This window comes from Plantactinospora sp. BB1 (assembly GCF_003030385.1).
In the GTDB taxonomy this organism is placed as follows: domain Bacteria; phylum Actinomycetota; class Actinomycetes; order Mycobacteriales; family Micromonosporaceae; genus Plantactinospora.
Map to the genome: position 1 here is coordinate 6,679,736 of NZ_CP028159.1, position 20,846 is coordinate 6,700,581.

22 protein-coding genes are annotated in these 20,846 nt (G+C 73.0%); 14 read left to right on the plus strand and 8 right to left on the minus strand.

Annotated features, from left to right (window positions below; translation table 11 throughout):
* Positions 1-31 precede the first annotated feature (31 nt).
* Both C6W10_RS29125 and C6W10_RS29130 read left to right on the plus strand, forming a co-directional pair.
* On the plus strand, positions 32-649 hold the full coding sequence (locus C6W10_RS29125) for an HAD family hydrolase (protein WP_107262317.1): 618 nt from the start codon (positions 32-34) through the stop codon (positions 647-649).
* Positions 650-685: 36 nt separating this feature from the next.
* Entirely contained in the window at positions 686-1,072 is a 387-nt protein-coding gene (locus C6W10_RS29130) for a cold-shock protein (RefSeq protein WP_101368382.1), read from the plus strand.
* Here the strand turns inward: C6W10_RS29130 and C6W10_RS29135 are convergent.
* Positions 1,033-1,902, minus strand: coding sequence for a 1,4-dihydroxy-6-naphthoate synthase (locus C6W10_RS29135; RefSeq protein WP_107262319.1), 870 nt, complete (start codon positions 1,900-1,902; stop codon positions 1,033-1,035). The two genes, C6W10_RS29130 and C6W10_RS29135, sit on opposite strands and share 40 nt — an antisense overlap.
* 343 nt (positions 1,903-2,245) lie before the next feature.
* Here C6W10_RS29135 and C6W10_RS37590 point away from each other — a divergent pair, with 343 nt between their 5' ends.
* Positions 2,246-2,596 carry a GNAT family N-acetyltransferase gene (locus tag C6W10_RS37590; RefSeq protein ID WP_159104799.1) on the plus strand — a complete coding sequence of 117 codons (351 nt, stop codon included), beginning with the start codon at positions 2,246-2,248 and terminating at the stop codon, positions 2,594-2,596.
* 57 nt (positions 2,597-2,653) lie between these two features.
* Here C6W10_RS37590 and C6W10_RS29145 read toward each other — a convergent pair whose 3' ends face one another.
* Together C6W10_RS29145 and C6W10_RS29150 are read right to left on the minus strand one after the other, a co-directional pair.
* Entirely contained in the window at positions 2,654-3,298 is a 645-nt protein-coding gene (locus C6W10_RS29145; protein WP_107262323.1) for a futalosine hydrolase, read from the minus strand.
* Positions 3,298-4,947 (minus strand): MFS transporter, encoded by a 1,650-nt coding sequence (locus C6W10_RS29150; protein WP_107264366.1) that lies wholly within the window; start codon positions 4,945-4,947, stop codon positions 3,298-3,300. Before C6W10_RS29150 ends, C6W10_RS29145 begins: the two co-directional genes overlap by 1 nt.
* A gap of 118 nt (positions 4,948-5,065) precedes the next feature.
* Here C6W10_RS29150 and C6W10_RS29155 point away from each other — a divergent pair, with 118 nt between their 5' ends.
* Positions 5,066-5,887, plus strand: a complete 822-nt coding sequence (locus C6W10_RS29155) for a DUF3027 domain-containing protein (protein WP_107262325.1) — start codon at positions 5,066-5,068, stop codon at positions 5,885-5,887.
* A 6-nt stretch (positions 5,888-5,893) separates the two neighbouring features.
* Here C6W10_RS29155 and C6W10_RS29160 read toward each other — a convergent pair whose 3' ends face one another.
* Positions 5,894-6,133: a DUF2530 domain-containing protein gene (locus C6W10_RS29160; RefSeq protein ID WP_107262327.1), complete on the minus strand. Its 240-nt coding sequence runs from the start codon at positions 6,131-6,133 to the stop codon at positions 5,894-5,896.
* 129 nt (positions 6,134-6,262) lie between these two features.
* Between C6W10_RS29160 and C6W10_RS29165 the strand changes: the two genes are divergently transcribed.
* The 6 genes from C6W10_RS29165 (at position 6,263) to C6W10_RS29190 (ending at position 12,039) form a co-directional block, all read left to right on the plus strand.
* Positions 6,263-7,732, plus strand: a complete 1,470-nt coding sequence (locus C6W10_RS29165; protein ID WP_107262329.1) for an NCS2 family permease — start codon at positions 6,263-6,265, stop codon at positions 7,730-7,732.
* A gap of 86 nt (positions 7,733-7,818) precedes the next feature.
* Complete coding sequence (locus C6W10_RS29170; RefSeq protein WP_199853022.1) at positions 7,819-8,268, plus strand: MarR family winged helix-turn-helix transcriptional regulator; 450 nt, start codon at positions 7,819-7,821, stop codon at positions 8,266-8,268.
* A gap of 104 nt (positions 8,269-8,372) precedes the next feature.
* Positions 8,373-9,659, plus strand: coding sequence for an MFS transporter (locus tag C6W10_RS29175; RefSeq protein WP_107262331.1), 1,287 nt, complete (start codon positions 8,373-8,375; stop codon positions 9,657-9,659).
* Between the two features lie 121 nt (positions 9,660-9,780).
* Positions 9,781-10,671: a maleylpyruvate isomerase N-terminal domain-containing protein gene (locus tag C6W10_RS37595; RefSeq protein WP_199853764.1), complete on the plus strand. Its 891-nt coding sequence runs from the start codon at positions 9,781-9,783 to the stop codon at positions 10,669-10,671.
* A gap of 60 nt (positions 10,672-10,731) precedes the next feature.
* On the plus strand, positions 10,732-11,241 hold the full coding sequence (locus tag C6W10_RS29185; protein WP_107262332.1) for a hypothetical protein: 510 nt from the start codon (positions 10,732-10,734) through the stop codon (positions 11,239-11,241).
* 39 nt (positions 11,242-11,280) lie between these two features.
* Positions 11,281-12,039, plus strand: a complete 759-nt coding sequence (locus C6W10_RS29190; RefSeq protein WP_107262334.1) for a 2'-5' RNA ligase family protein — start codon at positions 11,281-11,283, stop codon at positions 12,037-12,039.
* Positions 12,040-12,059: 20 nt separating this feature from the next.
* Here C6W10_RS29190 and C6W10_RS29195 read toward each other — a convergent pair whose 3' ends face one another.
* The 4 genes from C6W10_RS29195 to C6W10_RS29210 all read right to left on the minus strand — a co-directional run bounded on the left by C6W10_RS29195 (position 12,060) and on the right by C6W10_RS29210 (position 16,823).
* Positions 12,060-13,046: an aldo/keto reductase gene (locus C6W10_RS29195; protein ID WP_107262336.1), complete on the minus strand. Its 987-nt coding sequence runs from the start codon at positions 13,044-13,046 to the stop codon at positions 12,060-12,062.
* A gap of 72 nt (positions 13,047-13,118) precedes the next feature.
* Positions 13,119-14,195, minus strand: a complete 1,077-nt coding sequence (gene sepH, locus C6W10_RS29200; RefSeq protein WP_107262338.1) for a septation protein SepH — start codon at positions 14,193-14,195, stop codon at positions 13,119-13,121.
* Positions 14,196-14,384: 189 nt separating this feature from the next.
* The gene (gene serC / locus C6W10_RS29205) at positions 14,385-15,512 is read right to left on the minus strand and encodes a phosphoserine transaminase (RefSeq protein WP_107262339.1); all 1,128 of its coding nucleotides are present in this window, start codon (positions 15,510-15,512) and stop codon (positions 14,385-14,387) included.
* Positions 15,513-15,716: 204 nt separating this feature from the next.
* Complete coding sequence (locus C6W10_RS29210; RefSeq protein WP_107262341.1) at positions 15,717-16,823, minus strand: citrate synthase 2; 1,107 nt, start codon at positions 16,821-16,823, stop codon at positions 15,717-15,719.
* Positions 16,824-17,068: 245 nt separating this feature from the next.
* On the opposite strand from C6W10_RS29210, the gene pdxH reads away from it, so the two are divergent.
* The 4 genes from pdxH to C6W10_RS29230 all read left to right on the plus strand — a co-directional run bounded on the left by pdxH (position 17,069) and on the right by C6W10_RS29230 (position 20,704).
* A complete protein-coding gene (gene pdxH / locus C6W10_RS29215) occupies positions 17,069-17,722 on the plus strand; it encodes a pyridoxamine 5'-phosphate oxidase (RefSeq protein WP_107262342.1) in 654 nt (217 codons plus the stop codon).
* 71 nt (positions 17,723-17,793) lie between these two features.
* Entirely contained in the window at positions 17,794-19,098 is a 1,305-nt protein-coding gene (locus tag C6W10_RS29220; protein WP_107264368.1) for an MFS transporter, read from the plus strand.
* Between the two features lie 16 nt (positions 19,099-19,114).
* A complete protein-coding gene (locus C6W10_RS29225) occupies positions 19,115-20,050 on the plus strand; it encodes an aldose 1-epimerase family protein (RefSeq protein WP_107264369.1) in 936 nt (311 codons plus the stop codon).
* A 30-nt stretch (positions 20,051-20,080) separates the two neighbouring features.
* Entirely contained in the window at positions 20,081-20,704 is a 624-nt protein-coding gene (locus C6W10_RS29230; protein ID WP_107262344.1) for a nitroreductase family protein, read from the plus strand.
* The last annotated feature ends 142 nt before the right edge of the window (positions 20,705-20,846 follow it).

A 20,846-nucleotide genomic window follows, 5' to 3' on the forward strand; every position in this document is an offset into this window, starting at 1 on the left:
TCGTTCCGGCGGATCATGCGATCATGGCGGGGTGACCACCCCCGCCGTCGGGTTCGACCTCGACCTGACCCTGATCGACACCCGGCCCGGGATCGCCGCCGCCTATCGGGCGCTCACCGCCGCGACCGGGGTGTACGTCGACGCCGACGCCGCGGTCTCCCGGCTCGGCCCGCTGCTCCGGACCGAGATGGCGAACTGGTTTCCGCCGGAGCGCCTGGACGAGGCCGTCGAGACCTACCGTTCGCTCTATTCGGAGTACGCGATCACGATGTCCCCGCCGCTGCCCGGCGCGGTCGAGGCGCTGGCCGAGACGCGGGCGGCGGGTCTGCGGGTGGTGGTGGTCACCGGCAAGTACGGCCCGCTGGCCCGGATGCACCTGGAACACCTCGGCATGGCGGTCGACGAGCTGGTCGGCGAACTCTTCGCGGCGGAGAAGGCGACCGCGCTGACCGCGCACGGCGCGGAACTCTACGTCGGTGACCACGTCGCCGACATGGTCGCGGCGCGGACCGCCGGCATCCCGGGACTCGGGGTGACCACCGGCTCGCACGACGCCGACGAGCTGCGGGCGGCCGGCGCCGATCTGGTGGTCGCGGACCTTACCGGATTCCCGCAGGCGCTTCGGCGGCTGATGCGGCTAGCCTTGTGAAGGACAGCAATCTGATCAGGGAGTCGAGGTTTTCAGGTGCCGACGGGTCGAGTGAAGTGGTACGACGCGGCCAAGGGATACGGGTTCGTCACCAGTGACGAGGGTGGCGACGTGTTCCTGCCGAAGGGCGCGCTGCCGGCTGGTGTCACCGACCTGAAGGGCGGCCAGCGGGTCGAGTTCGGCGTCGTGGACAGCCGCCGGGGCGCGCAGGCGCTCGGGGTGAAGCTGCTGGACGCGCCACCGTCCATGGCGGAGCTTCGCCGCCGGCCGGCGGAGGAGCTGCACGGCCTGGTCGAAGACATGATCAAGGTGCTGGAGGCGAAGGTCCAGCCGGACCTGCGTCGCGGCCGGTTCCCCGACCGCAAGACGGCGCAGACGGTGGCTCAGCTCGTCCACGCGGTCGCCCGCGAACTGGAGATCTGAGGGGTCAGCCCGGCGGCAGCCGCCCGGCCGAGCAGGGCGTCGACGGCAGCCTGACCCTCGGCGCCCAGCTCGGCGGTGAACTCGTTGACGTAGAGCGCGATGTGCCGGTCGACCACGTCGCGCTCCATCTCCTGGGCGTGCGCGAGCACGTACTCCTCGGTGCCGGCCGGGTCGGCCCAGGCCCGGCGTACCGAGTCGCGGATCCAGCCGGTCGCCTCGGCCGGGTCGACGGCACCCCTGCGGGCCAGGATCGCGCCGAGCGGGATCGGCAGCCCTGTGTCGGCCTCCCACCACTGCCCGAGGTCGACCAGGGCGGTCAACCCGTGCCGGGGGTACGTGAACCGGGCCTCGTGGATGACGAGTCCGGCGTCGTACCGGCCGGCCGCCACGCCCGGCATGATCTCGTGGAACGGGACGACCTCGATCCGCGCCGGTGGCCGCCGCGCCGACCAGAGCCGGAACAGCAGGTACGCCGTGGTCCGGTCGCCGGGTACCGCCACGGTCGCCCCGGTCAGGTCGGCGCGGTCGGTCCCGTCGCCGCTGGCCGCGCTGCCGGCCGGTCCGTCGCCCCGGGTCAGCACCAGCGGTCCGCAGCCCCGGCCCAACGCACCGCCGCAGGGCAGCAGGTGGTAGTCGTCGAGCAGCCAGGGCAGCGCCGCGTAGCTCACCTTCACCAGGTCGTACGCCCCGCGTTCGGCGGCGGTGTTGGTGACGTCCACGTCGGCGTACGTCACCTCGACCGGCGGGGCGCCGGGCACCAGCCCGTGCACCAGGGCGTGGAACACGAAGGTGTCGTTGGGGCAGGGCGAGATCGCCAGGGAGAGCGCCACGGGTTCACGCTAGTCCCGACCGCCTCCGCCGTGCCCGGCACCCATCGCCCGGTTGCCTGGGTCACCGCCGCTCTGGTGGCGCCTGCGTCCTGGTGGCGCCTCCGTCCTGGTGGCGCCTCCGCGCCAGAGGGTGGTCGACGCGGAGACTGTCGAGCTGGGTGCGTGGGTGGGGCAATGGCTTTCTGCGTCGGTGGCGGCGGTCGGGTGGCGGCGGCCGGTGCGGTCGCGGACTGCGCGGCGGTGGCCGCTCAGGGTGCCTGAGGCGACCTTCGACCTCTGCCGGGTGCGCCGCGACCGGCGACGCTGGCGGGAAGACGTGCGCCGCCGGGTGCGGGTGCGGGCCGTGACAGAGGCTCTGCCGCCCGACGGCTGGCAGTGGGTGGCCGAGCTGCCCGACGGCGAGCTGGTCGGTGAGCTGCGGGCACACCTGCGCGGCCGGCATCCGACCGAGCTCTGGTCTCCCGCCGAACCGGACCGGGAGGTGGTCCTCGACGGGATAGTGGTGGTGGCGGAGTGCCGAGGGCTGGGCATCGGGCGTCGACTCTTCGCCGAGCTGCTCGCCGAGATGGACCGGGCCGGCATCCGGGTCGCCCAGGCCATCACCGAGTTCGACGGGGTGGAGTTCCTGGTCCGTTGCGGGTTCCGGCCCGAGCCGAGCCGGCCGGTACGGCTGACCCTGCATCGCCCCGACTGACGAGGCGTGGCCCGGGCCGGCGCTGGCGTCGGGGCGGGGGCGGGGGCCGGGGCCGGGTCAGAGCTTCGGGCCGACCGTGCCGAAGGCGGCGGTCAGGGCCGCGAAGGCGTCACCGATCCGCCACGCGGAGCGGTCCCGGGGCCCGATCGGGTTGGAGATCGTACGCAGTTCGGCGAAGGGGAGCCCGGCGGCGACGGCGGCGCTGGCCACCCCGTACCCCTCCATCGCCTCGGCCACCGCGTCCGGGTGCCGGGCCAGCAGGGCGGCGGTGGTCGCGGCCGTGCCGGTCACGGTGCCGAGGGTGAGGACCGCGCCGGTGACCGCCTGCGGCAGCCCGGCCCGGAGCACGTCCAGCAGCGCCGGGTCGGCGGGCAGGGTGGTGGTGCCGAAACCCAGCTCGTCGAGGGTGAGGAAACCGTCCGGCGACTCGGCACCGAGATCGGCCGCGACGCTGCGGGTCGCGATCACCACCCCGCCGACCGGGGCCCGGCCGGGGAAGCCGCCGCCGATGCCGGCGCTGACGACTCCCCGGTACGGCCGTCCGGCCGCCTCGGCGAGCGCGATCAGCCGGGCGGTGCCGGCGGCGGCGGCCGCCGGACCCACCCCGACCGGTGCGACGGTGACCGCGTCGCCGACCAGGCCGGCCCGTACCGCCTCGGCCTCGGCCGCGACGGCCGTGACCACGAGTATGCCGTCGTGCACTACTTCCCCCGGCTCTCCCGACGCGAGCCCTCGTCGCCGGGCCCGGGGCCGGGCACGGCGGAGGAGGGACGGTAGATGTGGTAGCCGGGCGGGGCGAGTTCGGTCTCCTCGTCGTCCTGCGGAGCCACGCCGCCGGCCGGCTCGCCGTCGTCACCACGCCGGTTGGGCACGGGCGCCGGGGAGGTGGGCGCCGGGGAGGTGGGTGCCGGGTCGTCGGTGGAGCGCCGGTCGTCCGGCGGTGCCGCGTCGGCCTCGGCCATCGCCCGCCCGGAGAGCCGCTCGCCGCGCAGCCGGGTGGCGACGGCGAACGCCCAGACCGTACCGACGGCGGCGAGCCCGGTGAGCAGGCCGACCCCGATCCGGCCGTCCAGCGGTACGAGACCGAGCCCGCCGCCGGCCACGAAGGCCAGCATCAGCACCGTCTCGGAGTGCGCGAACCCGGTCGCCCGGAGCCGCTCGGGGACCCGTTCCTGGATGGAGGCATCGACGGCCAGTTTCGCGATGCCGCTGGTCACGGCGGTGACCAGGCAGAGCAGGGCGACCAGCAGCAGGGAGAACCGGAGCGTCGCCAGCACCCCGACCCCGGTCACCACCACCAGGCCGGCGGCCTGGAGCGCGACCGGACGGTGGATCCGCAACCGGGTACCGAGGGCGGTGGCCAGGAACGTCCCGACGCCGAGACCACCGCCGACCACCCCGAGCGCCACCTCGGCGCCGTACTGGCGGCCGAAGAGTTCGGTCTCCAGGTCGCCCGCCTTGATCGCGAAGGCGAGGAAGAGCAGCAGGAAGCCGTAGATGCCGCGCAGGGCGGCGCTCCCGACCAGGGCACTGATCACCAGCCGGCCGCCCGGACCGCTGCGGCTGAGCGCCCGTTCCCGCCCGTTCCGGCCGGGTCGGAGCGCCTGGAAGGCCCTCGGCACCGTCTCGGGTGGGTCGGAGTCGGCCCGGGGTGGCAGGCGCAACGCGATCACCATGCCGACCAGGAAGATCACCGAGGCGACCCGGAGCGGCCACTGCGGGCCGAACCAGAACGCGGCCAGTCCGATCGGTACGACCACGCCACCGGCGATCGAGCCGTACACGCTGGCCCGGGCGCCGGCCTGGGAGAGTCCGATCCCGGCCGGCAGCAGTCGGGGCACCGCCGCCGACCGGGCCACCCCGTACGCCCGGGAGAGCGCCAGTACGCCGAAGGCGGCCGGGTAGAGGCCGAAGCCGTGGATGTAGTCCGAGATCAGCCAGGCCAGGAAGGCCCGCCCCAGCATGGTGGCGGCCAGGGCGTAGCGGCGCCCGTGCCGGAAGTGGTCGAGCAGCGGCCCGACCACCGGCGCGAGCAGCGCGAACGGCACCATGGTGATCAACAGGTAGAGCGCGACCTTGCTCCGCGCCTCGCCGAGCGGGGCGTTGAAGAAGATCGTCCCGGCCAGGCCGATCGTGATCAGCGTGTCGCCGGCACACGAGGCGGCGTGCAGGTCGAAGAGGCGGACCATCCCGGTCTCGCCGCCGGCGCCCTTCGCGCGTACCCGGGCGACCCGGCGCCCTGTCCAGCGGGCGCTGCCGAGCGAACCCCGGAAGAGCAGCCGGACGGCGCGGATCCCCGTACCCACGACACGCCCGGGGACGGACCGCCCAGAGCGGGTGAACAGCGGCATGAGCATCATCCTCGCCCATCCGGTCGACGACCGTCGGATCTGTGCCGAGATATCTCTGCGGAGAAAAGTGCCGGGGAGTGCCGCCGACCCGCTGTCAAGGATAGGCAAGAATGGGTGAGTGACCAGGAGCACCACGGCCAGAGCCGCCCGTCTCGACCAGGTCTGTGCCAGCGCCGTCGACGTGGCGCGGGAGGGCATCACCGAGGTCGACCCGGCCGACGTCGGCGACCACCAGGGGGCGATCGCCGAGGGCGACCGGCTCGTGACGCATCTCTTCGAGTGTCGGATGGCCGGCTACCAGGGCTGGCAGTGGGCGGTGACGGTGACCCGGGTGCCGCGCAGCCGGCACGTCACCATCTGCGAGACGTTCCTGCTGCCCGGCCCGGACGCGCTGCTCGCGCCGAGCTGGCTGCCCTGGCAGGAGCGGCTCCAGCCGGGTGACCTCGGCGTCGGCGACCTGCTCCCCACCCCGCCGGACGACGAGCGGCTGGTCCCCGGCTATCTGCTCTCCGACGATCCGGCGGTGGAGGAGACGTCCTGGGAGCTGGGCCTCGGGCGCCCCCGGGTGATGTCCCGGGAGGGCCGGATGGAGACCGCCCAGCGCTGGTACGACGGTGATCACGGACCGAGCGCGCCGATCGCGGTCGCCGCGCCGCGGGCGGCCCGCTGTGGCACCTGTGGCTTCTATCTTCCGCTGGCCGGCGCGCTGCGCCAGTCCTTCGGGGTCTGCGGAAACTTCTTCGCCCCCGACGACGGCCGGGCGGTCAGCGCCGACCACGGCTGCGGGGCGCACTCCGAGACGCTTGTCGAGTCGCCGGAGACGCCGGTCGACGAGCTGCCGACGATCTACGACGACAGCGAGGTCGAGGCGATCGCGGTCAGCCGGGCACCCGGCTCGGTCGAGGCCGCCGAGCCTCCGGAGCCGTACGGGCACGGCTGAGGGGGTTCACCGGCGGGCGCGGCGGCGGTTGGCGTCGTGCCGGAGCATCACGGCCAGCCCGGCGAAGCCGGCGAGGAAACCGGCCAGGCAGGTCCAGAGCCAGTGCTCACGGCCGGTGTCGGCGAGCCAGTCCCGGAAGAAGACCAGCAGCACCAGCCCGACGACCGCCCAGATCACGATCCCGGCGACGGCGAACGGGACCATCGGCGGGTCGAGCGGCTCGATCCGCGGCTCCTCCTCCGACATCGCTCCAGCGTACGGGCCTGCGGGTGGGGGATGGTAACCGGGAAGGTCTTTGTTGGTAACCGGTGATCTGGGACGATGCCTCGATCAACGATGACCTGAGCACACTCGTACACCCCCTGCGAGGACCTGATGGACAACGCCCCGACGAAGCCGGACGGCCGATCCGGCGCCGGTAACGCCTTCGACCGGTACTTCGAGATCACGGCGCGCGGCTCGACGGTGGGCCGGGAGGTGCGTGGCGGGCTCGCCACGTTCTTCACGATGGCCTACATCGTGGTGCTCAACCCGCTGATCCTGGGCAACGCGGTCGACGGCGACGGCGCCCGGCTGGCCATCCCGGCACTGGCCGCGGCGACCGCCCTGGTGGCCGGGGTGATGACGATCCTGATGGGTGTGGTCGGCCGGTTCCCGCTGGCGCTGGCCGCCGGGCTCGGCGTCAACGCGCTGGTGGCGTTCGAGATCGCCCCGCAGATGACCTGGGCCGACGCGATGGGCCTGGTGGTGATCGAGGGTGTGATCATCGCCGTGCTGGTCCTGACCGGGCTGCGTACCGCCGTGTTCCGGGCGGTGCCGACCCAGCTCAAGACCGCGATCGGGGTCGGCATCGGGCTGTTCCTGACGATCATCGGGCTGGTCGACGCCGGGTTCGTCCGGCGGATCCCGGACGCCGCCAACACCACCGTGCCGGTCGGGCTCGGCATCGGCGGCAAGCTGGTCACCTGGCCGGCGCTGGTCTTCGTACTCGGGCTGCTGGTCACGCTGGTGCTGGTGGTACGCCGGGTGCGGGGCGCGATCCTGATCGGCATCCTCGCCTCGACCGTACTGGCGATCGTGGTGGAGGCGATCGCCAAGGTCGGCCCGTCGATGGTGGACGGGAAGCCGAACCCGGCCGGCTGGTCGCTCAACGTGCCGGCGTTGCCGGAGCGGGTGGTGGACACCCCCGACCTGCACCTGCTCGGTCACTTCGACCTGCTCGGCTCCTGGCAGCGGGCCGGTGTACTGGTCGCGCTGATGTTCGTCTTCACGCTGCTGATCACGGACTTCTTCGACACCATGGGCACGATGGTGGCGGTCGGCCAGGAGGGCGGGCTGCTCGACGAGCAGAAGATGCCGCCGCGTACCCGGGAGATCCTGCTGGTGGACTCGATCGCCGCGGCGGCCGGCGGGGCGGCGAGTACGTCGAGCAACACGTCGTACATCGAGAGTGCCGCCGGGGTCGCGGAGGGTGCCCGGACCGGGGCGGCCAACCTGGTCACCGGCGGGTTGTTCCTGCTGGCGATGTTCCTGGCCCCGCTGGTCGTGGTGGTGCCCTTCGAGGCGGCCTCGGTGGCGCTGGTGATCGTCGGGTTCCTGATGATGACCGCGGTGCGGACGATCGACTGGAACGACTACGAGATCGCCATCCCGGCGTTCCTGACCATCGTGCTGATGCCGTTCACCTACTCGATCTCGAACGGCATCGGGGCCGGGGTGATCAGCTTCGTGCTGGTCAAGGTGGCCCGGGGCAAGGCCCGGGAGGTGCACCCGCTGCTCTACGGGGTGGCCGGGCTCTTCGTGGTCTACTTCCTGCGCGGTCCGATCGAGGCTGTGCTGTTCTAGCCTGTGGAACGGCACGGCGCCGGTTCCCGGTGACAGTGGTCATAATCGGTGGTCGTTAGCCAAGCTTATTAGTTAGGCTAACGACCGTGACGGAGTGGACGGTGATGGCGAAGCACATGCCACCGGCGCAGCTCGCGACGTTGTTGCGCGACGCGATCACCCGACTCAACCGACGGGTACGGCAGACCCGGCCGGTCGGCGACCTCACGGGGACCCAGCTCTCCGCGTTGACCAGCCTGGAGCTGGCCGGCGCGCTGACACCTCGCGAGCTGGCCGACACCGAACGGGTCCAGCCGCCGACGATGACCAAGATCGTCGCCAGGTTGGAGGAGCGCGGCCTCGTGCAGCGCACCCCCCATCCGACCGACGGTCGGCAGGTCATCCTCTCGACCACCGACACCGGCCGCGCGATGCTCGCCCAGTTCGACCGGGCCCGCAACCGCTGGCTGGCCGTCCGGCTCGCCGAGCTGACCCCGGAGGAACGCGACGCGCTCCAGCGCGCCGCGGAGATCCTGCAGAAGGTGGCGCGCGACTGACCGCCGCAGAAGACCGGGTCCGCTTCGTCCGTTAGGACCTTCCGGCCGCAATGCCGAGGCCGGAGGTCGGGATGACGCGTACGACCCGAGGAGGCGCACCCCGAGTGCGGGCAAAGCTGAGCACCACCTTCCAGTCCCTTACGGTTCGCAACTACCGGCTCTTCGCCACCGGTCAGTTCATCAAGCTGATCGGCGTGTGGATGATGTTCACCACACAGGACTGGCTCGTCCTGGATCTCTCGGACAACTCGGCCTCGGCACTCGGCGTGGTGATCGCACTCCAGTTCACCCCGGTACTCCTGCTGACCCTGCTCTCCGGCCGCCTCGCCGACCGGTACGACAAGCGGGTACTCCTGTTCATCGCCAACTGCACCTGGAGCCTCCTGGCGCTCGGCATGAGCGTGCTGGTCATCACCGGTGTGGTGCAGCTGTGGCACGTCTTCGTCTTCGCCGGCCTGCTCGGGGTGGCGAACGCGGTCGAGACCCCGGTACGCCAGTCCTTCGTCTCCGAACTCGTCGGTACCCCGCTGCTGCCCAACGCGCTGGCGCTCTCCGCGGCCACCTTCAACTCGGCCCGGATCATCGGCCCGGCGGTCGCCGGGGTGGCGATCGCCCTCTTCGACGTCGGTCCGGTCTTCCTGGTCAGCGCGGTCAGCTCGATCGCCCCGGTGATCTGCGTGGTGCTGATGCGCGCGACCGAACTGCACCGCGAGGAGCTGCCCCCGCTCGCCGAGCGGGGCTCCGCCCGGGTGATCGACGGACTCCGGTACGTCGCCCGCCGCTCCGACCTGGTCCTGCCGATGGTGCTGATGTCGGTGATGGGACTGGCCCTGTTCAACTTCCAGCTCACCCTCTCGGCGCTGGCGAAGACCACCTTCAACACCGGTGCCGCCTCGTTCGGCCTCTTCACCACCGCGCTCGCGGTGGGCGCGCTCGCCGGGGCGCTGGCCGGCAGCGGCCGGCGCAGCCGACCGTCGGTCTGGACCGTGCTGGGCGCCGCGGTGGCGACCGGCGCCTGCGGCACCCTGGTCGGGCTCGCCCCGACGTACTGGCTGGTGGTGGCGTTGCTGCCGCTGACCGGGTTCTTCATGGTCTTCTTCGCCCAGGCGTCCAACCAGCGGGTCCAGCTCGGTGTCGACGCGGCGTTCCGGGGGCGGGTCATGTCGCTCTGGGTGCTGGTCTTCCTCGGCACCAACCCGGTCGGCGCGCCGATCATCGGCTGGATCGCCGAGCGCTACGGCGCCGGTGCGAGCATCTGGATCGGCGGGCTGATCTCGCTGGCCACCGCCGGTACGGCGCTGATCTGGCAACTGCACCGCACCGGTACCCGGCTGCGGCTGCGCATCCTCCCGCTGCCCCGCTTCTACGTGGTGCACCCGGCCGACACGTGAGTCACCCGGACGCCGTGCCGTTGAGCGGCCACCCGGATACGGTGCCGTCGAGCGTCGCCGGTCGATGGCGCGGCGCCCTGCGGGCGTCGGACCCCTCTGGTTAGCTGGTTTCATGCTGCGCGTGCGACTTCTGGAGTGCCTGGCCGCCGACCAGGCCCGGCTGCGCCAGGTCGCCTCCGCCGATCTGGCCGCCGCCGTGCCGAGCTGTCCGGACTGGACCGTCGCCGACCTGGTCCGGCACGTCGCCACGGTCTACCTGCACAAGGTGGAGTGCATGCGGACCGGACGGATCCCGTCGTCGTGGCCGCCGGACCTCTCCGGAGAGGAGCCGTTGGCGCTGCTCGACCGGGCATGTCTCGCGCTGCGCGCCGAGTTCGACAGCCGGGATCCGGGCGCGCTCGCCCCCACCTGGTACGACCCGGACCAGACCGTCGGCTTCTGGCTCCGGCGGATGGCACAGGAGACGGTCGTGCACCGGGTCGACGCGGAGCTGGCGGTCGCCGGGGCCGTGACGGAGATCCCCGCCGACCTCGCCGTCGACGGCATCGACGAGGTGCTGCGGATCTTCCTGGGCTACGGCAGCCGGCGGTGGCCCGAGCGCTTCACCGACGTACTCCCCGATTCCGCGATCCGGCTCCTGGCCACCGCCGGGCCGGCGAGCTGGCAGATCCGGCTCGGTCCGGAGGGTGCGACGGTCGCCGCCGACCGGGCCGCGGTCGCCCGCGCCACGGCGGCGCCACCGGGCACCGACCGGCCGGACGCGGCATCCGAGCGGGGGTCGGCCGGTGCCGGTGCGGCCGGCGGTGGGGCGTCGGCGACCGGCGGGGCAGCGACGTCCGGGCCGGCGGCCGATCCGCCGTCGGAGGCCGGGCCGGCGGCGACCATCAGCGCCAGTCCGGAGCGGTTGCTGCTCTGGCTCTGGCGGCGCTCGGCCGCCGACGCCGTCGGCTGGACCGGCGACCGGGCGGCCGTCGACCGGCTGCGCCTGGCGCTCGCCCCGGCGACCCGATGAATGTTCGTTGATTGCAAAACGGGTGGCGGGCCGGGTTGCCGCCGGTTAGCGTCGGAGAACGTGGCCGTCGTGCATGCTTTCGCGCTGCCGCTGGCCCTTCTTGCCATCGCCTGCCTGCCGGTCGCCATCGCCGCACTGATCTGCGCCGACGAGCTGATCGAAGGGTTCGCCCGCTGGCTCACCGGCCAGCGGGACAGCCGCCGGTCGCGGCGGGCGATCGAGCGACTCGACCGGGCGTTCGAAGTGGACGCCCCCAGCTCCGAGGTCGACCTCACCGAGTTGGACCGGGTGGACCATCCGGCGATCGAACGGATCGCCGCCGACCTGCGCCGGCTCGGCGACCAGCGGCTGCACATCGCCGGACGGTCCCGGCTCTGGCAGGACGCGGTGCTGGAGGCGTACGACGACCGGCTGCGCCTGGCCAGCCGCTGCCTGGGCGTGGCCGAGCACCTCGGCGATCTCGACGGCATCGACCTGGAGATCGAGCGGGTACGCGTCGAGGGCGAGTTGCAGGCCGCCGGCCTGATCCTGCCCTCCCCGCACGCCGGCCCCCGTCAGGGCGGCAGTTGAGCCGCCCGCCGGCACCGCATCGTCCGGAGCGGCGCTGAGATGCGGCTCTTCGTCGCCCTCTATCCGCCGCCGGAGGCGCTGGACGACATCGTCGCGCAGACACGTCGGCTCCGGATCGGCGCGGCGGCCGACACCGGGACGAACGTACGGCTGACCGCCCGGTCGACCCTGCACGTCACCGTCGCCTTCCTCGGCGAGGTACCGGACGACCGGCTGCCCGCGGTGCAAGAGGCGCTCTCCCGGGCCGTCGAGTCGTGGCGGCACCCGTCAATCCGGCGCCGACGCGCACCCGATCCGGGACCGCTCGATCCGGGACCGCTCGATCCGGGACCGCTCGATCCGGGACCGCTCGATCCGGGACCGCTCGATCCGGGACCGCTCGATCCGGGACCGTCCGGGCCGGGAGCGTCCGGGTCGAGATCGGTCGGGCCGGCCGGGGAGCCGCAGGCGCGGCGGGCGCCCCGGCTCCAGCTCGGTGGCGGTGGACGGTTCGGGCGGGGACGGTTCACGGTGCTCTGGGTGGGGCTGCTCGGCGAGGTGGACGCCCTGCGTCAACTGGCCGCGACGGTCCGGCGGGAGCTGCGCCGCTCCCGGTTGCCATCCGACCACCGACCGCTGCGGCCACACCTCACGCTGGCCCGCCCCGGTGACCGGCTGGACCGGGAGAGCCTCGACGAGGACCTGCGTACCCTCGACGGATATCTCGGGCCGTCCTGGCCGGCGACCGAGCTGGTGCTGGTACGCAGCCACCTCGGCCCCCGGCCGACGTACGACCGGCTGGCGACCTGGCCGCTGTAGCGGCGCCGGCCGGGGCGTGACTACCAGGCCCACGCCTCCGGGCCGGGGCCGCCCTTGCCGAGCGGTGGGAAGAGTTCGTCGAGCCGGGCCAGGGTGTCGTCGGTGAACTCGACAGTCAGCGCGCCGAGCGACGCGTCGAGCTGGGCCAGGGTGCGGGGGCCGATGATCGGGGCGGTCACCGCGGGCCGGGTCAGCAGCCAGCCGAGCGCGACGTCCGCCGGGTCGTGCCCGAGTTCGGCGCAGAACTTCTCGTACGCCTCGATCGCCGGCCGACGCTCGGCGAGCAGCTTGCCGGCGTGCTCGCTGGTGGTCCGCGCCGCCCCGCCCTCGGCCAGCTTGCGGAGCGCGCCGCCGAGCAGCCCGCCCTGCAACGGCGACCACGGGATGACGCCGAGGCCGTACTCCTCGGCGGCGGGCAGCACCTCCAACTCGACGAAGCGGTTCATCAGGTTGTAGACGCACTGCTCGGAGACGAGCCCGAGGAAGTGTCGCCGGTTCGCGGACTCCTGCGCCCGGGTCAGGTGCCAGCCGGCGAAGTTGGACGATCCGACGTAGAGCACCTTGCCCTGGGCGACCAGGGTCTCCATCGCCTGCCAGATCTCCTCCCACGGCGTGCTCCGGGAGACGTGGTGCATCTGGTAGAGGTCGATCCAGTCCGTCCGCATCCGGCGCAGCGACTCGTCGCAGGCCCGTACGATGTGCCGGGCGGAGAGGCCCTGCTCGTTGGGCCAGCCGCCCATCCGGCCGTACACCTTGGTCGCCAGTACGACCTTCTCGCGCCGTTCGCCGCCCTGGGCGAACCAGCGTCCGAGGATGTTCTCGGTGACGCCCTCGCCGATCTTCCGGCCGTAGACGTTCGCGGTGTCGAAGAAGTTGATCCCGTGTTCCAGCGCGCGGTCCATGATGGCGAAGCTGTCCGGCTCGCTGGTCTCCGGCCCGAAGTTCATGGTGCCCAGGCAGAGCCTGCTCACCGACAGGCCGGTCCGGCCGAGATTGGTGTATTCCATTGTTTCACCCTGCCACGCCGATCCGCCCGACGTCGATCATGAGGCGGGCGGATCGGCGGAGGTGCGATGGGGTCAGGAGGTCTCGCGGGCGGCGGGACCGCTGCCGAAGAGGACGTCGTCCCAGCTCGGCAGGCGCTTGCGCGGCTTGCCGGAGGCGTCACCGGACTCGCCGGAGCCGCCCGGCCCGGTGGCGGCGCGACGCGGCCGGAGCACCGCCAGCGACGGCACCGCCGGGACCTCCTTCGGCGCGTCGGCGTCGTCGTCGAAGGCGGAGCCGGCGCCACCGCCGAGCAGCGCGGCGGCACCACCGGCGACCGGGCGCTGCCGGGGCGCGTCCGGCGAGGCCATCGACGCGGCCGGGTCGAGGCCGCGACCGGCGGTCGAGCCGAGCGGTCGGTCGAGCCCGGCGAGCAGCGCGTCCCGGCCGGCCCGGATCGGGTCCCGGCCGGGCCGGGCGTGGTCGCCGGCCGCCGCCGGCAGGCCGTGCCCACCACGGCTCGGCTCCACCCGGGACGGGCCGGGCAGCGCGTGGCCGCCGCGTTCCGGCGCGGGCTCCTGGCCGAGCAGCGGCGCGGGACGCTCGGCGCAGAGGTATTGCGCCATGTCGTCGTGCGGCGTCACCGCCTGGCGGGCCTTGTCGAGATCCCAGATCGCCTGGGCGGTGGCCTTGCCCGACGGCCAGGTCGCGATGATCCGCCAGGTGCCGTCGTCGCGCCGGTAGGCGTCCCAGGAGATCTTCTCCGTGTCGATGCCGTGCTGGGAGAGCCGACCGTCGACGATCTCGGCGAGCGGTGCCTGGTTTTCCGCGTTCTTCAGCCGGGTCCGCCGGGCGTGCTGGGCGAGCATCGCCCGCTCCTGGAGCACCGGGCCGGCGTAGCGCAGCACCCGGTCGACCGGCACCCCGGCGATCCGGGCCACGTCCTCGGCGGACTCGCCGGAACGGATCCGGGCCTGGATGTCCCGCGGCGACAGCGAGGGTGCCGGCTCGGTGCCGGGACCGACCGCGGTCAGTGGTGCGCTGCCGGGCTCGTTGTGCAGGACGGTCGCGACCCGTTCGTCGATCGGCAGCGCGAGAAGGCGGCCCACCTCGTCGGTGAGCACCATGGCCTGGCCGTCCTCGGAGAGGGCGACGAAGCGTACTGGCCGCATCGCGTTGCCTCCGTCCCGCCTCGCTGGCCCCACGCCACAGGTCAGCCACCCGGGCGTCCTCGTCACACGGTACGCCGGTCCGTCACCCGTTGGGGAGAGGCGCGCCCGCATGTCGCGGGTGAGCTGGAGAAATCGATCACTCGGGTCGGGCGGTCCGGCCGACCGGCCCGACCCGAGGGACGATTCGACTCAGAGCCGGTCGACCACGTAGTCGACGCAGGCGGTCAGCGCCTCCACGTCGCTGGGCTCGACGGCCGGGAAGAGCGCGATCCGGAGCTGGTTGCGGCCCAGCTTGCGGTACGGCTCGGTGTCGACGATCCCGTTCGCCCGCAGCGCCTTGGCGATCGCGGTCGCGTCGACACCGTCGGCGAAGTCGACCGTGGCCACCACATTGGAGCGCAGTGCCGGGTCGGTCACGAAGGGTGTCGCCACGGCGGAACGCTCGGCCCAGCCGTACACGATCGCGGCGCTCTCGGCGGTGCGCTTGGCCGCCCAGGCCAGCCCGCCCTGCGCGTTCATCCAGTCGGTCTGCTCGGCGGCCAGGAAGATCGTGGCCAGCGCCGGGGTGTTGTACGTCTGCTCCAGCCGCGAGTTGTCGATCGCGGTGACCAGGTCGAGGAAGGCCGGAATGTACCGCCCCGAGGACTTGATCTCGGTGGCCCGGGCCAGCGCGGCCGGCGACATCAGGGCGAGGAAGATCCCGCCGTCGGAGCCGAAGCACTTCTGCGGGGCGAAGTAGTAGACGTCGGTCTCCCGGACGTCCACCTCCAGGCCGCCCGCGCCGGAGGTCGCGTCGACCAGCAGCAGCGCGTCGTCGTCGGCGCCGGCCACCCGGCGGATCGGCACCGCGACACCGGTCGAGGTCTCGTTGTGCGGGGTGGCGTAGACGTCGACGCCGGCCTCGGCGACCAGCGACGGCGCGCTGCCCGGCTCGGACTTGCGCACGGTGGGCTCGCCGAGGAACGGCGCGTCGGCGACCGACTTGGCGAACTTGGCGCCGAACTCGCCGAAGCTGGCGAACTGCGCCCGGTCGCGGACCAGTCCGAAGGTGGCCACCTCCCAGAAGGCGGTGGTGCCGCCGTTGCCGAGCACCACCTCGTAACCCTCGGGCAGGGAGAAGAACTCGGCGATGCCGCGACGCAGCCGGGCGACCTGGTCGCGTACGGTCTTCTGCCGGTGCGAGGTGCCGAGGTACGTCGTGGCGACGTCGGCCAGCGCGGAGACCGCCGCCGGACGCACCTTGGAGGGGCCGCAGCCGAACCGGCCGTCAGCGGGTCTGATCTCGTCGGGAATCCGAATGGTCGATACGTCAGCCACGGTTACGAAGATCCTTCCGGTGGGCCGAGCGGGCCCGGGAGCCGAGCGGTTGATCCGGCGACGCTGCCGCCATCCCATCCTCGCACCCGCACCTCGCGCCCCGGGGGACGATCCCACGGCGTCGGCTGAGTTCTGCCCCACAATCCGCCGGGTGCAGGGAAGGGGCCCCCGCGACAGTGCCGAGCGGGGGCCCCTTCTCACACCTCAGGCGTTGTGCGGGACGGCGTCCCAGCCCTCCACCTCGGTGGGCTTGCGCGGCCCGGGACCGGTGTACCGGGCGGCCGGCCGGACCAGCCGCTTCAGCTTCTTCTGCTCCAGGATGTGCGCGCTCCAACCGCCCATCCGGGCACAGGTGAACATCGAGGTGAACATGTGCGCCGGTACCTCGGCGAAGTCGAGCACCACGGCCGACCAGAACTCGACGTTGGTGGCGAGTACCCGATCCGGCTTGCGGTTGTGCAGCTCCTCCAGGGCGGCCTTCTCCAGCGCCTCGGCGATCTCGAAGCGCGGCGCGCCCAGCTCCTTGGCGGTCCGCCGGAGTACCCGGGCGCGCGGGTCCTCGGCCCGGTAGATCCGGTGCCCGAAGCCCATCAGCCGCTCACCCCGGTCGAGTACGCCCTTGACGTACCCCTCGGCGTCGCCGCTGCGCTCCACCGCCTCGATCATGTGCAGTACCCGGGAGGGTGCGCCGCCGTGCAGCGGGCCGGAGAGCGCGCCGATCCCCGACGAGATGCAGGCGGCGGCGTCGGCACCGGTGGAGGCGACGATCCGGGCGGTGAAGGTGGAGGCGTTCAGACCGTGCTCGGCGGCGGAGATGAAGTAGGCGTCGACGGCCTTGACGTGCCGGGGGTCGGGCTCGCCCCGCCAGCGCTTCATGAACCGCTCGACGATGGTCTGCGCCTTGTCGATCTCCTTCTGCGGCACGGCCGGCAGGCCGAGCCCGCGCGCCGACTGGGCGACGAAGGAGAGCGCGGTCACCGAGACCCGGGCCAGATCCTCCCGGGCCTGCTCGTCGGAGATGTCGAGGAACTGGGAAAGTCCCCAGTACGGCGCCAGCATCGCCACCGCGGACTGCACGTCGACCCGGATGTCGCCGGAGTGCACCGGCACCGGGAACGGTTCGGCCGGGGGCAGACCGGGACCGAAGCGGCCGTCCACGAGCAGCGCCCAGACGTTGCCGAAGGAGACCTGGCCGATCAGGTCCTCGATGTCGACCCCGCGATAGCGCAGCGCCCCTCCTTCCTTGTCAGGCTCGGCGATGGCGGTCTCGAAGGCGATCACGCCTTCCAGCCCCGGTTTGAAGTCGGACATGCGCGCTCCTGGATCGGTCGTCCGTGCATTCGGGGCCCACCCGGCGGTGCGCGGCGTGAACCCGTGGCGTACTCAGCGATGTATTCGTGCCATCTTGCCTGCTGGGTAACTAACTTTGCGAGAGGTCAGGGTTGTGCTACGCGCGACACGGGGCGGCAACGACGGGCTCGTACCGGTGCGCCCGGCGGCCCGACCGGGTCGGCGCGGGTGCCCCGCCGCCAATCGACGGACGAGGATGTGACGTGATGCGGGACACACCGCCGGCCGGACTGCGCCGGGAGTACGGGTCTGTCGACGGGCTCGCCGAGGACGACCTGGCGCCCGACTGGTGGACGCAGTTCCACCGCTGGTTCATCGACGCGGTCGCGGCCGGGCTGCCGGAGCCGAACGCGATGGTGGTGGCCACGGCTGACGCGCAGGGCCGGCCGAGCAGCCGTACCGTGCTGCTGAAGGGGTACGACGAGCGCGGGCTGGTCTTCTACACCAACTACGGGTCGCGCAAGGGCACCGAGGCGCGGCTCAACCCGTACGCCAGCCTGCTGCTGCCGTGGTTTCCCATCCAGCGGCAGGTGGTGATCTGCGGCACGATCGGTCCGGTCGACCGGGCCGAGACCGAGGCGTACTTCGCCGGCCGGCCGCGCGGGTCGCAGCTCGGGGCGTGGGCGAGCCCGCAGTCGGAGGTACTCGCCGACCGGGCCGCGCTGGACGACCGCTTCCGGGCCGTCGCGCAGCGGTTTCCCGACGGCGTACCGGTGCCACCGCCGCCGCACTGGGGCGGTCTGCGGGTGGTCCCGTCGACGGTGGAGTTCTGGCAGGGACGGGCGAGCCGGCTGCACGATCGGCTGCGCTACCGTCGGTCCGGTGCGGACGACTGGATCATTGAGCGGCTGGCGCCTTGACCGCCGCTGACTCCGCCGAGCCGGCCGCCGCCGGCAGTTCCCGGTCCGCCGGCCGGTTCTCCCGGTGGGCGATGGACGTACGTCCGCTGCGGGTGCCGGCGTACCGGCGGCTCTGGATCGGCAACGGCGTCTCGATGTTCGGCTTCCAGCTCACCGCCGTCGCCGTACCGGTGGAGATGTTCGCGCTGACCAGGGAGTCGTTCTGGGTCGGCCTGCTGGGTATCGCCGGATTCGTCCCACTGCTGATCTTCGGCCTCTGGGGCGGTGCGGTCGCGGACGCGGTGGACCGCCGCAAGCTGCTGCTGGCCAGTTCGGTGCTGATGTGGCTCTCCACCGGAGGGCTGCTGCTCCAGGCGCTGTTCCGGGTCGGCAGCCCGGTCCTGCTGCTGGGGCTGGTCGCGGTGCAGACCACCGCCTTCGCGGTCAGCTCGCCGGCCCGGCAGGCGATCATCGCCCGGCTGGTACCCACCGCGCTGGTGCCGTCGGCGAACACGCTCGGCTACACCACCTCCACCGCCGGTGGCGTACTCGGTCCGCTCGCCGCCGGCCTGGTCTTCTCGGCCGGGCCGGTCGAGGTGGTGCTCCCGGTGGCGTACGGGGTGGACGCGCTGCTCTTCACCGTCTCGCTCTGGGCCACCTACCGGCTGCCGTCGATGCCGCCGCTGGACGACGGCGGCTCGCCCCGGCGGGCCGGCCTGGCCAGCGTGGTCGACGGGTTCCGCTATCTGGCCACCACCCCGGTGCTGCTGCTCTCCTTCGCCGTCGACATCATCGCGATGGTGCTGGCGATGCCCCGGGCACTCTTCCCCGAGGTGGCGCAGGAGCGCTTCGGCGGCGGTTCGGCGGTCGGCTGGCTGTTCAGCGCGATCGCGATCGGCTCGGTACTCGGCGGGCTCACCTCGGGCTGGATCAGCCGGGTCCGCCGGCAGGGCCTGGCCCTGGTCTGCGCCGTGGTCGGCTGGGGGCTGGCGATCGCCGCCGCCGGGCTGGCCCGGCAGCTCTGGCTGGCGGTCCTGCTGCTCGCGGTGGCCGGGGCGGCCGACTTGGTCAGCGCGGTCTTCCGGCAGTCGATGTTGCAGGTCTACGCCCCGGACCGGCTGCGCGGCCGGTTGCAGGGCGTGAACATCACGGTGGTGGCCGGTGGCCCCCGTCTGGGTGACCTGCGCGCCGGGAGCACCGCCGCCGCCTTCGGGGTCGGCGTCGCCTGGGTGGGCGGCGGGATCGCCGCGGCCGTACTCGCGCTGCTGCTGGGGCTCCTCTTCCCGGCGCTGGCGCGCTACCGGGCGCCGCAGCCCGACGACGAGGACGCCGGGGCCGGTGCCGGGGATCCGCGGCCGGGCGCGGCGGCCGGCCAGCCGGGCGCCGCCGCCGGGTAACGGCTATCGTCCCGGCATGGACAACGTCACAACGGCGACCCGGCCGCTCTCCGGTGCACAGTGGACGATCTCTGCCGCCGGCCAGGAGGCCGTGGTGGTCGAGGTCGGTGGAGGGCTGCGGGCGTACCGGGCGAACGGCGTCGACTACCTCGACGGGTACGCGGAGGACGAGTTGCCGGCCGGCAGCGCGGGTCAGGTGCTCGCACCGTGGCCGAACCGGATCCGCGACGGCCAGTACACCTTCGCCGGCCAGGAGTTGCAGCTTCCGCTGACCGAGCCGGCCCGGCACACCGCGATCCACGGTCTGGTCAACTGGCTGCCGTGGCGTCTGATCGAGCAGCGGCCGGACGCGGTGGTGGTGGGCTGCGAGATGCCGGCCCAGATCGGCTACCCGTGGCCGCTGTCGCTGCGGGCCGAGTGGCGGATCGACGCGGACGGGCTGCGGGTACGCCACGAGGCGACCAACGTCGGCAGGACGCCCTGCCCGTTCGGCTTCTCGGTCCACCCGTACCTGCGGCTGCCCGGAGTCGCCGTGGACGACCTGCGGCTGCGGGTGCCGGGGCGCAGCCGGCTGCTGCTGGACGGCCGGCTGCTGCCGATCGGGGCGGCGAAGGTGACCGGCGGGGAGTACGACTTCACCGAGCCGCGCCGGATCGGGCCGGCCTTACTCGATCTGGCCTTCGGCGACCTCGACCCGGCGCTGGTGCACGAGTGGGGCTCCAGCGTCACGCTCTCCGGCCCGGACTCGGCGGTGAGCATCTGGGCCGACCCGTCGTTCGGCTGGTGGCAGGTCTTCACCGGGGACACCCTGACCGGTGACCGCTACCGGCGGTCGGTGGCGGTCGAGCCGATGACCTGCCCGCCGGACGCGTTCCGTTCCGGCCGGGACGTGATCGTCCTCGAACCGGGACAGACCTGGCAGGGGAGCTGGGGCATCCGGCCCGGGGCCTGACGCCTCGGCGGGAGCCTGGAGGGGCACGCGATGGAGTTCTCGACGGTCGTCCGGCGGCGGCGGATGGTGCGCAACTACGACCCGGACCGGCCGGTACCGCCGGAGCTGGTGGACCGGTTGCTGGAGCACGCCGTTCGGGCCCCGTCGGCCGGGTTCTCCCAGGGCTGGGCGTTCCTGGTGCTGACCGAGCCGGCGGACCGCGAGCTGTTCTGGGCGGCGACCACCCCGGCCACTGCCCGGCGCGACCCGGCGGCCGAGGGGCAGAGCCGGTGGCTGACCGGGATGCGGCGGGCGCCGCTGATCGTCGTACCGCTGGCGGACCGCTCCGCCTATCTCGACCGGTACGCCGAGCCGGACAAGGGGTGGACGGACCGCGACGAGACCCGCTGGCCGGTGCCGTACTGGTACGTCGACACCGGGTTCGCCGCGCTGCTGATGCTGTTGACCGCGGTGGACGAAGGGCTCGGCGCGTGCTTCTTCGGCATTCCGGCGGAGCGCACCGGGTCGTTCCGGGAGGCGTTCGGGGTGCCGGAGGAGTTCACCCCGATCGGCGCGCTGAGCATCGGTTACCCGGCACCGGACCACCGGTCGCCGTCGCTGCGCCGCGGTCGCCGGCCGGTGGCGCAGGTGGTGCACCGGGGGCGGTGGGGCTGACATCCGCTGCGACGCGGGTGGTGCCGAGGTCACGGAAGGTAGTAACGAAACTGACATCCGTGGACAAACCAAGAGCTCGTCGGAGGTCGCTAGGCTGACGGACGTCATTGGTACGGTGCGGCTCGGGCAGGTGGCGGGCCGC